Source organism: Nitrospiraceae bacterium (genome assembly GCA_019637075.1).
GTDB lineage: Bacteria > Nitrospirota > Nitrospiria > Nitrospirales > Nitrospiraceae > JAHBWI01.
The window spans coordinates 557,293-569,566 of the sequence record JAHBWI010000001.1 but is presented as its reverse complement, the minus strand read 5'-3'; the positions used below and the strand labels follow the sequence as shown (position 1 = coordinate 569,566).

General features: G+C 60.9%; 17 protein-coding genes. 6 read left to right on the top strand and 11 right to left on the bottom strand.

Annotation, left to right across the window (positions count from 1 at the left end):
* Positions 1–30: 30 nt before the first annotated feature.
* A complete protein-coding gene (locus KF814_02720; protein ID MBX3235041.1) occupies positions 31–324 on the bottom strand; it encodes an ATP-dependent Clp protease adaptor ClpS in 294 nt (97 codons plus the stop codon).
* Between the two features lie 51 nt (positions 325–375).
* Complete coding sequence (locus KF814_02715) at positions 376–1,047, bottom strand: hypothetical protein (protein ID MBX3235040.1); 672 nt, start codon at positions 1,045–1,047, stop codon at positions 376–378.
* A gap of 32 nt (positions 1,048–1,079) precedes the next feature.
* Here KF814_02715 and cax point away from each other — a divergent pair, with 32 nt between their 5' ends.
* Positions 1,080–2,150, top strand: a complete 1,071-nt coding sequence (gene cax, locus KF814_02710) for a calcium/proton exchanger (protein MBX3235039.1) — start codon at positions 1,080–1,082, stop codon at positions 2,148–2,150.
* 13 nt (positions 2,151–2,163) lie between these two features.
* On the opposite strand, the gene KF814_02705 is transcribed toward cax, so the two are convergent.
* From KF814_02705 to KF814_02695, 3 genes are read right to left on the bottom strand one after another with little or no spacing between them, the layout of a single operon-like run.
* A complete protein-coding gene (locus KF814_02705; protein ID MBX3235038.1) occupies positions 2,164–2,364 on the bottom strand; it encodes a hypothetical protein in 201 nt (66 codons plus the stop codon).
* A gap of 22 nt (positions 2,365–2,386) precedes the next feature.
* A complete protein-coding gene (gene hemW, locus KF814_02700; GenBank protein ID MBX3235037.1) occupies positions 2,387–3,598 on the bottom strand; it encodes a radical SAM family heme chaperone HemW in 1,212 nt (403 codons plus the stop codon).
* Positions 3,599–3,609: 11 nt separating this feature from the next.
* Positions 3,610–3,873: a hypothetical protein gene (locus KF814_02695; protein ID MBX3235036.1), complete on the bottom strand. Its 264-nt coding sequence runs from the start codon at positions 3,871–3,873 to the stop codon at positions 3,610–3,612.
* An 82-nt stretch (positions 3,874–3,955) separates the two neighbouring features.
* On the opposite strand from KF814_02695, the gene KF814_02690 reads away from it, so the two are divergent.
* The 3 genes from KF814_02690 to KF814_02680 all read left to right on the top strand — a co-directional run bounded on the left by KF814_02690 (position 3,956) and on the right by KF814_02680 (position 5,238).
* Positions 3,956–4,180: a zinc ribbon domain-containing protein gene (locus KF814_02690; protein ID MBX3235035.1), complete on the top strand. Its 225-nt coding sequence runs from the start codon at positions 3,956–3,958 to the stop codon at positions 4,178–4,180.
* A gap of 52 nt (positions 4,181–4,232) precedes the next feature.
* Entirely contained in the window at positions 4,233–4,556 is a 324-nt protein-coding gene (locus KF814_02685; GenBank protein ID MBX3235034.1) for a hypothetical protein, read from the top strand.
* A 127-nt stretch (positions 4,557–4,683) separates the two neighbouring features.
* On the top strand, positions 4,684–5,238 hold the full coding sequence (locus KF814_02680) for a hypothetical protein (GenBank protein MBX3235033.1): 555 nt from the start codon (positions 4,684–4,686) through the stop codon (positions 5,236–5,238).
* 34 nt (positions 5,239–5,272) lie between these two features.
* On the opposite strand, the gene KF814_02675 is transcribed toward KF814_02680, so the two are convergent.
* From KF814_02675 to KF814_02660, 4 genes are all read right to left on the bottom strand, one after another.
* Positions 5,273–5,917, bottom strand: a complete 645-nt coding sequence (locus KF814_02675) for a response regulator (GenBank protein ID MBX3235032.1) — start codon at positions 5,915–5,917, stop codon at positions 5,273–5,275.
* A 33-nt stretch (positions 5,918–5,950) separates the two neighbouring features.
* The gene (locus tag KF814_02670) at positions 5,951–8,203 is read right to left on the bottom strand and encodes a PAS domain S-box protein (protein ID MBX3235031.1); all 2,253 of its coding nucleotides are present in this window, start codon (positions 8,201–8,203) and stop codon (positions 5,951–5,953) included.
* A 153-nt stretch (positions 8,204–8,356) separates the two neighbouring features.
* The gene (locus KF814_02665; GenBank protein MBX3235030.1) at positions 8,357–9,235 is read right to left on the bottom strand and encodes an SUMF1/EgtB/PvdO family nonheme iron enzyme; all 879 of its coding nucleotides are present in this window, start codon (positions 9,233–9,235) and stop codon (positions 8,357–8,359) included.
* Positions 9,232–9,987, bottom strand: a complete 756-nt coding sequence (locus KF814_02660) for an iron-containing redox enzyme family protein (protein MBX3235029.1) — start codon at positions 9,985–9,987, stop codon at positions 9,232–9,234. Before KF814_02660 ends, KF814_02665 begins: the two co-directional genes overlap by 4 nt.
* Before the next feature lie 50 nt (positions 9,988–10,037).
* Here KF814_02660 and KF814_02655 point away from each other — a divergent pair, with 50 nt between their 5' ends.
* Together KF814_02655 and KF814_02650 are read left to right on the top strand one after the other, a co-directional pair.
* Entirely contained in the window at positions 10,038–10,322 is a 285-nt protein-coding gene (locus KF814_02655) for a hypothetical protein (GenBank protein MBX3235028.1), read from the top strand.
* Between the two features lie 182 nt (positions 10,323–10,504).
* Positions 10,505–10,774: a DUF2007 domain-containing protein gene (locus KF814_02650; protein ID MBX3235027.1), complete on the top strand. Its 270-nt coding sequence runs from the start codon at positions 10,505–10,507 to the stop codon at positions 10,772–10,774.
* A 106-nt stretch (positions 10,775–10,880) separates the two neighbouring features.
* Here KF814_02650 and KF814_02645 read toward each other — a convergent pair whose 3' ends face one another.
* Positions 10,881–11,333, bottom strand: a complete 453-nt coding sequence (locus tag KF814_02645) for a hypothetical protein (protein ID MBX3235026.1) — start codon at positions 11,331–11,333, stop codon at positions 10,881–10,883.
* A gap of 147 nt (positions 11,334–11,480) precedes the next feature.
* Positions 11,481–12,260 (bottom strand): hypothetical protein, encoded by a 780-nt coding sequence (locus tag KF814_02640; protein ID MBX3235025.1) that lies wholly within the window; start codon positions 12,258–12,260, stop codon positions 11,481–11,483.
* Positions 12,261–12,274 lie beyond the last annotated feature (14 nt).

The following is a 12,274-nucleotide window of genomic DNA, read 5'->3' as shown; positions in this document are numbered from 1 at the left end:
CACGCGCCGGGCGGGGCGGTGTGCGCGGGCTTAGTGCACCGAGACGCGCAGCCCGCCCGAGGCCAACTGTTTCCCGATGTCTTCCGCCGCTTTCTTTTCTCCGGTATAGACCGTCGCTTGTCCTTCGTGGTCGATGCGCCAGGCCAATTCAAAGGCCCTGGACGAACTCATCCCGGGAATCACCTTGCAGAAGAGCGTAATCACCTGTTGATAAGTGTGGCAATCGCAGTTGAAGACGATTACCCGCGCTTCGAGGTCGTCGCCGGTGCCGATGTCCGTCGTCTCTTCGGTTTCGGGCGTGAAAACGGGTGTGAGTGTGCTCATGGGTCGGGCCGAAGTGTAACAGGCGGCGGTCGGCCTGTGAATGAAAAACGTCTAGGGTCGTATCAGGATATAGGTCGTCGCGGGTGCCTCGCGCGCGAGGGTGAGGGCGAGCAACTCGTGGTGGGAGGTCGAATCGGTGACGGCGACCAGGCGGTGCCGGGCCGCCAGGCTGACCGTGTGAAACTCGGCCGCAGCGGTTTTCAGCAAACCCAAGCCGTATTCGAACGCATAACCTGTGGCCAGGTCAGTCGTCGCTCCGCTCAATGTCTTGACGCACGTCACGTCGAAAGGGGTTTCGGCGAAGCCCGCATCCAGGAGCCGGAGCAGAGCCGCTGGTCCAGGCACGGTGTGTTGTCCGATGCGCATGGCATGGGTCAGGTCGAACAGGCCTCGCTGAAACCGCCGGTCCGTGGCGAGTGCGTCATGCCATCGACGGCGCCATTGTTCGTCTGCCAGCGTCCGGTCAATCCAGGCAACCGCTTCCTTGTCGAGGATGTCCCCGACCGCATGACCTTGGACGATCCGGCCTGCGGTGACCAATTCCGGATGGTTGTCGCCCATCCGATCCTGGTACGCGGTGAGTCCCGTCAACGGGGTGAGACGCAGCGCCATGTAGTCACGGAAATGGATCCGGCGAAATCGCTGCAGCAGGAGCTCCAGGGTGCGGGGAGCGCAGAGGTGAAAGGGGTGAAACAGCGCGTCTGGTCGATCATCCGTGATCATGGATTGGATACGTTCTCAGTCAAGGGAGACCTATGCGATTTCTACTCGAATCCTGGCTCAATCTGCTACTGATCTTCGTGCCCATCGCCGTGGGATTGGAGATCGCACACGCCGATCCGATCCTGATTTTTACGGCATCCGCATTGGCGATCATCCCCTTGGCCGGCTTGCTCGGCACCGCGACCGAGCACCTGACGACCCATGTCGGGGCCGGCATCGGCGGACTGCTCAACGCGTCGCTCGGGAATGCCGCGGAACTCATCATCGCGCTGGCTGCTCTCCGTGAAGGGCTGCACGATGTCGTCAAGGCCTCTTTGACCGGCTCGATCCTCGGCAACATTCTGCTGGTGCTCGGCGCATCGATGGTGGCGGGAGGGCTCAAGCATGAACGGCAGAAGTTCAATCAAACCGCGGCCGGCATGGGGGCGAGTTTACTCCTCCTATCCGCAGTGGGCTTGGTCGTGCCCGCGTTGTTTCACGTCACCGCGCCGGATCGGGGGCCCGCCATCGAACACGAGTTGAGTTTGGCCATCGCTGTCGTGCTGTTTCTCATTTACCTGCTGAGCCTTGCGTTTTCCCTCCGGACGCACCGCCATCTGTTCTCAGGGGAAGAGGGGAGCCATGATGATGGTGAGGCGTCCTGGCCCATGTCCAAGTCCATCACGGTCCTGATCATTGCGACGGTGGCCATCGCGGTGCTTAGTGAATTCCTGGTCGGCTCCATCGAACCCGCGGCCAAGGCGCTCGGCATGACTCAGATCTTTGTCGGCGTGATTCTTGTGGCCTTGGTAGGCAATGCAGCCGAGCATTCGACGGCCGTGATGGTTGCGCTCAAGAACAAAATGGACTTGGCTTTCGGAATTGCGGTGGGCTCCAGTCTGCAGATCGCGCTGCTGGTCGCGCCCCTCTTGGTCTTTGCCAGCTATCTCTTCGGATCTCCGCTGGATCTCATGTTCACGCCGTTCGAGGTGGCGGCAATCACGATGTCGGTGCTGATCGTCGGGTTCGTGGCCATGGACGGGGAGTCGCACTGGATGGAAGGTGTGATGCTGCTCGGCGTCTACCTGATCTTGGCGATTGCCTTTTTCTTCCTTCCGGCCTGATCGGTCGCGCCGGTTAAAACGTATCCATGTCGATGACTTCCGTCGCATCCCAGAGGTTCTTGCTTTCCGCTTCGGCCAAGTCCTTTTCCTCATCGTCTGCGGTCACACCGCCGAATTCCGGTTTGGCGGTTGCGGCATCTGAAGTTGCGGCGGTGGAGGTCTGAGCCTGCGAGAAGCGGCGGCGTTTCTTGGTCGGGTCCATGTTGACGGGCATAGGGTATTCCTTCCTGCTTGTACTATTCAGTTTCCGCTCGCACCGATCCGGAAGTCAATGGAAAGAAATGACCTGTCTGATGGCTCGAATCGAGGCTTCCCAGCAAGCTCACCGCCACCGTATCGAAATGCGTTCGCCCCAGCGGCGTCAACCGAAGGCGGCTGTCATGCCGTTCCAGCAGGGCCTCCCGGCGCAGATGGTCGAGTTGATCGCGAAGCCTTGCCGGTAGCGCCGGCTCGAGTTCGCCCATCGGCAGGCCTTCGCACAATCGCAAACCGAACATGACCTGTTCGGCTGTGACCTGCTGCTCCGATAACGTTTCGTCCTCTGTGACCGGCAATGCTCCCGCCTCGAGACGGGCCATGTATTGGTCGAGATCGGCGACGTTTCCGAAACGTCTGCTGCCGACATAGGACTGCGCGCTGGGGCCAAGGCCGAGATACCGGCCGTTCGTCCAGTACAGCAGGTTGTGGCGGCTGGCATAACCTGGGCGGGCGTAGTTGGAGATCTCATAGCGGACATAACCCGCTTCGGTGAGGACCTGTTCCGCCCGCTCCTCCATGTCGTTTTGCAGCCCCTCATCGGGAGCCGGTACGGAGCCTCGCCTGATCGATGCCTGCAAATGGGTACCCTCCTCGATCGTCAGGGCGTAACAGGACACATGAGTCGGTGCGAGGTGGAGGATGGCTTCCAAGGAGCGTGACCAACTGTGCAGGGTCTGGCCTGGGAGTCCGTACATGAGATCGAGGCAGATATTGTGAAAACCCGCCGCGCGAGCCAAGCCGACGGCCTGTGCGGTCTCCAACGGGGAGCCGGGCCGGCCTACCCGTTGGAGTTCACGCGGATCCATCGATTCCGCTCCGAAACTCACGCGGTTCACCCCGGCGGCCAGAAGGCGGGCCAGTGATTCAGCCGATGCGCCGGCCGGGTGGGCCTCGACGGTGATCTCCGCGCCCTGTTGAAGTCCGAAGCGAGCCCTGACCGCCCGGATCAGGGTGGCCAGTTGCTCGGAGGAGAGCGTCGTTGGGGTACCGCCGCCGAAGTAGAGGGAATCGAGGGGGTGCCCGGCGAACGGCCGGCTGGTTTGGTAATGATCCATTTCGGAGAGCAGCGCCGACAGGAACCGCTCCGTCAGTCTGGGTTGATGGATCTCGAGATAGAAGGCGCAGAAGTGGCAGCGTTGGTGGCAAAATGGAATGTGAATGTAAAGGCCCCGTTCGGGTCGGTCCGTCATGCTGGCTCGCGTCAAAACGGAAGTTGTGGCTTGGCGAAGTCACGCTCCAACGCGACTTCGATTTCTTCCAGGGGCGATTTCCCGCGATTGCGAACGTGGGCGTTCCAGGCCGGATATTGGCGGAGCGAGTCAAAGAGTTGTTTGAGAAGGTGGGGCTTGATACGGGTCTCCCATTCGCGCAGCCATGCATACTCATCGTCGGCGCCGTCGTAGTCGTCGGGGAAGCGGGCTTCAAGCGAAATGCGAAACGTAAACTCACGTTCTTCGGTAACCATCGTACAAGCTCCTGTGCGGACTCATGATTGCGAAGTGGTTTCGGGGTTTCTATAATGCCGTCGTCATCAAGGAGTATAACCCATGCCTATTTTCGAGTACGTCTGCCAGCAATGCAATCACCGGTTCGAGCTGTTGGTCCAGGGCAATGCCGCGCCTGCCTGTCCTTCCTGCAAGGGCACCTCGCTCAACAAACAGTTTTCTGCATTCGGGGTGGGGGCAACGGGCGATTGGTCGAGTCCCTCCGGCGGCGGATCTTGCGGGAGCTGCGGCGATCCTCGTGGACCCGGCGCCTGTTCGATGAACTAACCGACGGAGACGGCCGGGGTGCCGTCCATCGCTTTCACCGGATCACCCGCTGATGTCGAACGAAGACGAAGAACAACTTCACCGCGCGATCGGAACGATTTCCCAGTCTGATCCCCTGATCAAGCTCCTACAACAGGTGCGGTTGGGGAGAATGAAGGGCTCGGACGCGGGGCTGCGCGCCGTGACCGAATCCTGGCTGGGCGTTTATACTCAAGTGCTCAAGACGCTGTCGGTCTCCCCACCGCTATCGTCCAGGCTTGATCCAGCCCCTCGTATTGCCGTGCTCGTCGAGTTGGGTGTCGTGGGGTGGGATGACCCCGCTGTTCGCGCGCTGCAAGACCAATTTGCCCGGTTACGCGGTCAGGTTCCGGGTTAGCCCTCCCATGCGTGGCGTTCGGTGGGCATTAGTTCTCACCATCCTGGCACTCTTCAGCGCTCCCTCCCTCTCGTGTTCTCAAGAACTCTCCGGGATTCGCCCCCTCCGTCCGTCGCTTGAGGATGCCTTGCGCGAGCTGCCATCCGACACTCAGCTTCTGTTGGAGCCGGCCCACATCGAGGCCTTTCTGACTGAGTTGGAGGGAGCCCCTCCGGATTGGGTCGTTCTGTACGGCGGAGGGCACCACGATCCGGGTCATGACGAGCGACTGTTTGCCCTGAATCGTGACCGGGACGCCAAACGGACGGGCAACGAAGTCCTCTCCAGACGACTCGCATTCGTCTGGCAGGGGGAACTGTCAGCGTTTGAAGCGGAGGAGCAGGGGTTTCCCGTCGTGCTCGGCCCGAAGATGAACAAGACGGTATGGGGAGTCGTACGGTTCAAGTATGAGGACTTGCCGGGCCGGTTGGTCGCGACGACAACGGAACAGGTCAACATAATCAAGGAACGGTTAGCCGGCGGCAAGCCGGTGGAGCTCGACGTGGTTCTGGCGGGCCGGCTGATTCCGGAGGAGTCGGTGATCTACGACTTTTCTCACGAGGAAGAGGGGCTGGGGTTGATCATGCCGGTGGTGCGGATCGAGGCCTTGGAATTCGCGCTCAGGGACTCGTCGCATCCGTGACGCAAAGGCGAAGACGTATCGGCAAACACGCGTCTTACTTGGTCTGCCTCAGGTGGGGATAGGCCTGGTGCATGCACGTATCACAGACGGCTTCGGAGATTTTTCGGCCTGAGTGTTGCCGTAAGAAGTCCTCGATCCGTTGCCAGTAACTCCCCTCGGACTTCACCCTCTTGCACTTGGCGCAGATTTGCAACGTGCCGTGTAGACGCGTCATTTGCTCGAACGCGTGATCCAGCTCTTTCGTCCGCTCCAGCAATTCCTGCTCGCGCTGCCTTCGCGCGTCGGTCTCCTGCTTCAGGCTCAGCGAATTCGCGGTCCGGGCGATCAGTTCGGCTGGGATGACGGGCTTCCGTATGTAATCCGTCGCCCCGGCCGTGTAGGCTGCCTGGATGTCTTCAGCCTCCGTCCGTGCCGTGATGACGATGATCGGCAGGGATTGCAAGCGGTCTTCCGCTCGAATTCGGCGGCAGGCCTCCAGACCATCGATCTCGGGCATCGCCAGGTCCATGAGGACTAAATCGACCTCCGGCGGCGTACGCATTTTCTTTCCGACTCCCAAGATCTGCAGACCCTCCCGAGCCGATCCGACCGGAACGAGGGGGCCGAAACCAGCACCGCGTAAGATCGTTTGAAGTAGTTCCCGCTCTTCGTCGAAGTCGTCGACGATCAAGATGCTCATCGTCCGTCCTCCAAAGGCTCGGTGGTGAAACGCTTAGGCCGCTTCATCCCCCTGTTTCACAAGTGCCGCCAACTGTTCCAGTTGAGTCTGAATGGCGACCAGGTCCTTGCCGGCGGCCGCCGATTCCAGCCGGCGTCCGATGGCGCCGATCTCGGGAAAACCATAGGAGCCGGAGAGTCCCTTCATGCGGTGGCCGAGAAGGGCGATGGTCTCATACTCGCCGCGGGCCGCGGCGTCTTGCAGGGTCGCGAGGTCCTTCCGGCGGTATTTCAAAAACTGAGGACGACGGTCTTTGATCTCCTGGTCGATGCGCTGCGTGACCTCGTTCCACGGGCGCTCCGATGGTTGTCCGGCGGTTACGACGGTGCCGGAGGGCGTGGAAGACGGCCTATAGCGGGCGATCGTGCTCAGGAGAAGTTCGCGGGCGATCGGTTTCGTCAGAAATCCGGTACAGCCGGCAGCGGCGCTTTGGTCCGCGGCTTCACGGAACGCATTCGCCGTGAGGGCGATGATCGGGGTGGCGGTGCGACCTTGCGCAATCTCCCAGGCCCTGATCCGGCGGGTTGCCGTGAATCCATCCATGCCGGGCATTTGCAAATCCATCAGCACCAGGTCGTAGTTTTCGGCACAGTAGCGCGAAACAGCTTCGTCACCATCGATGACGGTTTCGACCCGATGCGCTGTGCCTTGGAAGTAATAGTGAATCAGCTCACGCGACTCTGCGGAGTCTTCGGCGACCAAGATATGGAGGCCTGGGGACGGTGCAGCAGTTGGGGCGGTGACCGTGGGGGCTGCCGGCAGCGCGTGACTCCCGTCGCCGGCGACGGCTTCCGTTGCCGCCGCAGGGATCAAGGGAAGTTCGACGAAGAACGTACTGCCGCCCTGGTTGTTTTCCGCCCAGATGCGGCCGTTCATGAGTTCCACCAGCCGCTTGCAAATGGCCAAGCCGAGGCCGACGCCGCCATGCTGACGGCTGGCCGCGCTGTCGACCTGGGTAAACCGGTCGAAGATTCGCTCCAATTGATCGGGCGGAATCCCGATGCCGCTGTCGCTGACGCTGAGTCGAAAGCGCGGGGAATCCCGCTCACCGTCGACCGGCGTGGCTTTGACGGAGATGTAGCCCTGGCTGGTGAATTTGAGGGCGTTGGCGATCAGATTCAGCAGCACCTGGTGCAGGCGGAAGGCGTCGCCCTGAATCATGTGCGGCAAGTCGTCCGCCACGTGCGCCGACAAAGTGAGGCGTTTTTCGTCGGCCCGGGGTCCCATCAGTTGGATCGTTCGATCCACGACCTGGCGTAAATCGAACGGTTTGCGCTCCAGCGACATCCGGCCGGACTCGATGCGCGAGAAGTCGAGGAGATCGGTTACCAGATGCAGCAGCGCCTGACTGGCCTTCTGGCACATTTCCGTATAGCGGCGTTGTGGGCCGGTAAGCGTGGTGGAGAGCAAGAGGTCGGTCGTCCCGCAGATCGCATTCAACGGGGTTCTGATTTCATGGCTGATATTGGCGACAAAATCGCTTTTCGCCTGGCTGGCGCTTTCGGCGACCTCCCGGGCTCGGCGTAGCGTGGTTTCAAGCTCCTTGCGCTCGGTGATGTCTCGTACGAACGCGCAAAAACTGATTGTCCGGCCGACGCGGAGCGGCATCACCGAGAGCTCGACCGGAAATTCCCGGCCGTCTTTGTGGCGCGCCACGACCTCGATTCGGCGGTTCAATATCGGGCCGTCCCCGGATTCACCATACCGTTGCAATCCTTTGCCGTGCGCCTCACGAAAGGACGGAGGAATAATGAGATCCGAGAGCAGTCGGCCATGGGCTTCGTCGCGGCTGAATCCGAATGTCTTTTCCGCTTGGGGGTTCCAAGCCGTAACACGGCCGGGAGGGTCGATCGCGATGACGGCATCGAGGGCCCCGTCCAGAATCTCGCTGACTCGGCGCTCTTCCTCATGGATCAATTGGCCGAGGGTGCGGTGCCGGTATAGGAGAAAGGCCATGGTCCAGAGGGTGACGATGGCGATGCCGCGGTTGAAAACGGCGGTGTCGACATAGCCAGCCGGCGGCATCTGCAGGAATTTGGCGAGGATCAGCGTCGACCAGCTGGCCACGGCGAACAGCAAAATTCGCGGGGCATAGAGTTTCGCCACCGGCAGCGCCAGGATGAAGTAGGGCAGCCAGGTCGCGACGCCATATTCGAAGCGGAGGTCGGTAAGGAAAATGGCAGCGGTCAGGAGGGCCAAGACGACGGCAAGTGGAGCCTGTTGGACCTGTAGTCGCAGTGGCATCATGCATCGTTCCTGGTAGCCTTACTGAGGCTGTCTGGCAGTACAGTCAGTATAAGCGGAGAAGGGGAGGATGACCTAGCAAGTCGTGAAAAGTGGACAGCCGGCCGTCTCGTGGAATCTTGCCTTGGGAGCGCAGTCGTACGGGGCGGTGGGCGTCTATTGGTATGAGTCGCGGGCGCACCGGATGCCGGTGCCGGAGGGGCGGCTGTCCATCGTGCCCCAATCCCGATCGCTGGTCCGCAGGCTGACAGCCGGTTTGAGCCAGGAACCTCCGCGCATGGATTTGATGGCTCCACGTTCCGGACCGGGCGGGTCGGTGAGCGGACCGGTGCGGTAATAATTGGGGTTGTACCAGTCCTGCACCCATTCGGCGACATTGCCTGCCATGTCGAACAGGCCATAAGGACTCACGCTTTCGGGGAACGACCCAACGGGCATCGTCAACACCTCACCCTTGAGGCCCTTTTCTTTGGACAGGGATGCACCACGGCCTTTGAGCCAAAAATTCTCCCAATCTTGGCTGTCGGCAAAGTGGACGGTGTCCTTCGCCCAATAGCTGGCGCTGTTGGCCTTGGTCAAATCCCACTCCTGTCCCCACGGGTATTTGCGGCCATCCGTTCCGCGCGCAGCCTTTTCCCACTCCGCTTCGGTGGGGAGCCGTTTGCCGGCCCATCGGCAGTAGGCAACGGCATCGAGCCAACTCACGTTGACGACTGGGTGTCGTTCGATGCCCGGCATGGGAGTGGTGCCTTCCCAGAGCGTCGCTGCCGCAGAGGCATTCGCGGGGGCTGGATAGCCCGTGCCCCGAACGAACCGTTCATACTCCTGATTGGTAACTTCGTAGCGGTCGATTAAAAATGCGCCGAGCCAGATTCGCCGTGCTGGCTGCTCGTCCGGGAGTGTCTCGCTGTCACCGTTTCCCCCCATGAAGAATTCGCCGGCCGGCACGAGTACCATGTCGTCCGCGCGACTGTCCGCCGGGAGGCTCCAAAAGAACCCGACGAGGAGCATAATCCGGAGGAGAAGGCTGTTCATCGGGGGTTCTTCAAGCGGCAGGCCTTGGCGATGCTGTCGCGATAGCGCATCCAGAGGCGGAGTCCGGTTTTCACGCAAGCGAGCACCGCGTTCTGCTGGGCTCTCGTCTTGGCATAGGTGGTCACCATCGTATAGGCATCCTGACGGTGACCGGCTTCGACCTTCTGATGGGCGCGGATGAGATCCATCTGACGGCGATCGATGTGATGGTGGCAGACCAAGGGGTGCGCGTTCACGTACGCCTCGATCTCTTCCTCTGTTTTGGGTTTGGACGGTTCCAGGATTTCCTTGCGATCCTTGACGCTGCCTTCGACGAAGACCGCGAGGGCCGCGGCACCGATCACCCAGTCTCGGCTGGCCGTGACCTTTTCCAGCCATCGCCGGTACTGCGCGCTGGCGGGAAAGAGCTTGGCCCGGTCGAAATCGGCAGGCTCAAACCCGAGCCCCCGCATCATCTCGTTGAACAGCTCGGGATGGGAGCGGCCGAACGAGAGTCCGCCGGTATCTTCCTCGTAAATGTTTTCAGCCAACATCCGCCGCACGTCAGGCGGCGGGTTCTGCCCGTGGACCCGAGCCAGCAGTACGGGAAAATCTCGGACGTACACGTGGTATTCCTGCTGGTAGTGGATCCGCAGCTGGTCCTTGGAGATGCCGGGCCCCATGATGACCGGCCAGGCCCAATGGTGTTTGCGATCCATCAGTGCCAGAAGCCGTTCTTGAAATGCCGTCCGCGGGAGTGCGTTCGTTGCCATGGCTTGCCTTCCTTCTTTCTCAATCGCTACAATCGGCGACGTACGAGTCGATGAAGCCTATCACCATCCAAAACTCCGACGACATTCTGAACTTCCTGGCCGAGGTTTCACTGCGGGGCAAAGGGTTCACGACCGATTGTCTCTTGGACTATGTCCTGGACGAAGGGTTTACGGAACCGATCTATCTGAACGCCTCCGGAGAGGATCCGGACGCGTATTACAAGAATGAGCCGCAAGCGTGGGCCGTCTATCAGATCCGCGAATGGAAGCGGGTGTTGACCGTCTCCGGGGGCGCCGGAAAGGAACGGCGCGTTCAGATAACGGAAACCCCTTAGAAGCTCCGGCGGTGCGGCCTGCCTTGCAGGTGCATCCATTTCAGTGTAGTCAGCATCCCGGAGAATTGCAACGAATCCCGCAGATACTGTCGAGTTCATCTACGTAGTCGATCGTGGGAATCGCGAGGCGGCTGTGCGGAATGCGGTCGCGGTGCGCGGGGCGAGCAGAGCGGAGGCGCCGGATGTTCTATCGGACGGGTAAACCGGAGTCGGGCAGGTTGGTGACGGTGCGGGAACCGGGGGATGCCGGGGAGTTGGCCGTGGTCAAGAGTTTGCTGGACGGCAATGGGATTGCCTACGTCGTACAGCACGAGCATGTCGGCGGACTCTATCCCGGCGTGCCGTTTCTTTCCAGTCGCGTGATGGTGGCGGAGGCGGAGCGGGATCGCGCCGAAGAGCTGTTGAGCCGACTCAGTTTGCAGATCAGGGAGATGTCCGGCGAGGGCGAATAGCCGGTCGCGGGAAACGGCCGCCGGCTTCCTTGTAATGTCCGAGAAGCCGTCCGCTCGGCGCTGTTGCGGTGCACACAGATCCGGCCTTCCTTGATGCCTGCTTGTCCTAGGGATGCCCCTTGGGTTTTTCCGCCGCCGGTTCGGTTTTCATCGGGATGCGCACATCCGAACCGGAGAAGTGTCCGCCGATGAGCTTGCCTTCCTCGAAATAGAGATAGCGGTGCTTGACGACCGACGAACTCTCCCAATCCTCGAAGATCCATTCTTCCCGGCGTAGTCCCTCGCTGGTGTGGCTCACGTTCATCGTGTTGGGGCCGCCCCAAGCTTCGAGTACTTGCTCACGCGTCATGCCGACCATTACTCGATGGCTTTCGATGTGCTTGGAAAAGTCGGGATCCAGCCATCCGGGAACGAACCGAAAGGCGATAAGGCTCACGAGGAACAGGCCGAGGAACGTGTTGATGATGAGCCGGACTGGGCGTTGGAACAGAAACGGGGTCTCCTGCTTGCCTGCGGGCGCAGTCTCCGAGGAACTGGGGGCTGAGGCTTGATCGGTCACGGGATCCCTTTCAAATTCGGTCGGCTACCTGTGAGGATATGCTGATGCATGCTAAACAAACAATTTTCAGTCCGTCAAGGACCCGTCGGCACGTGTCGGCAAACCGGTGGGCAGGGGGAGGGATCGTGAGCGTCCAGGTGCGGGACCTTAATCCGCGTATTTGGGGACCGGAATCTTTTTGACTGCGGGCGGAGGCGGCGGCTGCTGCGCAAATTCCTTGCTGTAGGGGTTGAGTATCGGGTCGTGCGTGTTCCGCTGGCGGAGCTTCACCAATGGGAGGCTCTGGGTGCTGATCTCCATACGGTCGATGAGCGCTTTGGAGGTCAATGGGTCGGGCAATCCCTGCAGGGCGAACATTTGAAAGGCCAGCGACCAATCCAGCGAATCCTTGCCCTTTTCCCTCACGATGAAGCGGGCATCCGGGGATGGGCCGCCCTTGAAGAACAGGAGCATGATGTTCGATCGAAACACGGGAGCCGACGGATCCTCCGAAGGGCGAAACTCCGGGACCAGCTCAGGAATTCTGGCAAGCGGAACCGGCGGAGAGAATTCGACGTCGACCAGCCGGACGAAGAGCGGTCTGGTTTCACTCTGGTCGTTGGGGTCGAAGGTGTAGCTGAAGGAATAGCGGACGTCGACGTTGTTCCGCTTGAACGTGTAGACGTCCTCTCCGTTCTCCGGCGACACGACTTTCTTGAAGTATTGGTCCCAATCCCCGATGGGGTAGTAGGTAAAGACGCGCAAAGCCGACTTGCGGTCGCGGACGGCTTGCGGGAGCCCCATTTTCTCGTGGAGTTGCGTCTGGCTGAGGCCAAGGTACCCGTCCTCGAAGTAGGGGCCGGCTGCGCGTACCGGTACCGGTGGCCAGGCGATGCTGACGATGAGAAGCAAGGAGAGTATCAGGCGGGTCACTGTCTGATGCGCCATTGGAACAGCTCAGG

Coding starts and splice junctions, on each gene's coding strand:
- KF814_02705 (MBX3235038.1), bottom strand. CDS start 2,364: ATGCCCGTCAACATGGACCCGACCAAGAAACGCCGCCGCTTCTCGCAG.
- KF814_02660 (MBX3235029.1), bottom strand. CDS start 9,987: ATGGCAACGAACGCACTCCCGCGGACGGCATTTCAAGAACGGCTTCTG.
- cax (MBX3235039.1), top strand. CDS start 1,080: ATGCGATTTCTACTCGAATCCTGGCTCAATCTGCTACTGATCTTCGTG.
- KF814_02640 (MBX3235025.1), bottom strand. CDS start 12,260: ATGGCGCATCAGACAGTGACCCGCCTGATACTCTCCTTGCTTCTCATC.
- KF814_02665 (MBX3235030.1), bottom strand. CDS start 9,235: ATGAACAGCCTTCTCCTCCGGATTATGCTCCTCGTCGGGTTCTTTTGG.
- hemW (MBX3235037.1), bottom strand. CDS start 3,598: ATGACGGACCGACCCGAACGGGGCCTTTACATTCACATTCCATTTTGC.
- KF814_02715 (MBX3235040.1), bottom strand. CDS start 1,047: ATGATCACGGATGATCGACCAGACGCGCTGTTTCACCCCTTTCACCTC.
- KF814_02690 (MBX3235035.1), top strand. CDS start 3,956: ATGCCTATTTTCGAGTACGTCTGCCAGCAATGCAATCACCGGTTCGAG.
- KF814_02655 (MBX3235028.1), top strand. CDS start 10,038: ATGAAGCCTATCACCATCCAAAACTCCGACGACATTCTGAACTTCCTG.
- KF814_02650 (MBX3235027.1), top strand. CDS start 10,505: ATGTTCTATCGGACGGGTAAACCGGAGTCGGGCAGGTTGGTGACGGTG.
- KF814_02670 (MBX3235031.1), bottom strand. CDS start 8,203: ATGATGCCACTGCGACTACAGGTCCAACAGGCTCCACTTGCCGTCGTC.
- KF814_02695 (MBX3235036.1), bottom strand. CDS start 3,873: ATGGTTACCGAAGAACGTGAGTTTACGTTTCGCATTTCGCTTGAAGCC.
- KF814_02675 (MBX3235032.1), bottom strand. CDS start 5,917: ATGAGCATCTTGATCGTCGACGACTTCGACGAAGAGCGGGAACTACTT.
- KF814_02685 (MBX3235034.1), top strand. CDS start 4,233: ATGTCGAACGAAGACGAAGAACAACTTCACCGCGCGATCGGAACGATT.
- KF814_02720 (MBX3235041.1), bottom strand. CDS start 324: ATGAGCACACTCACACCCGTTTTCACGCCCGAAACCGAAGAGACGACG.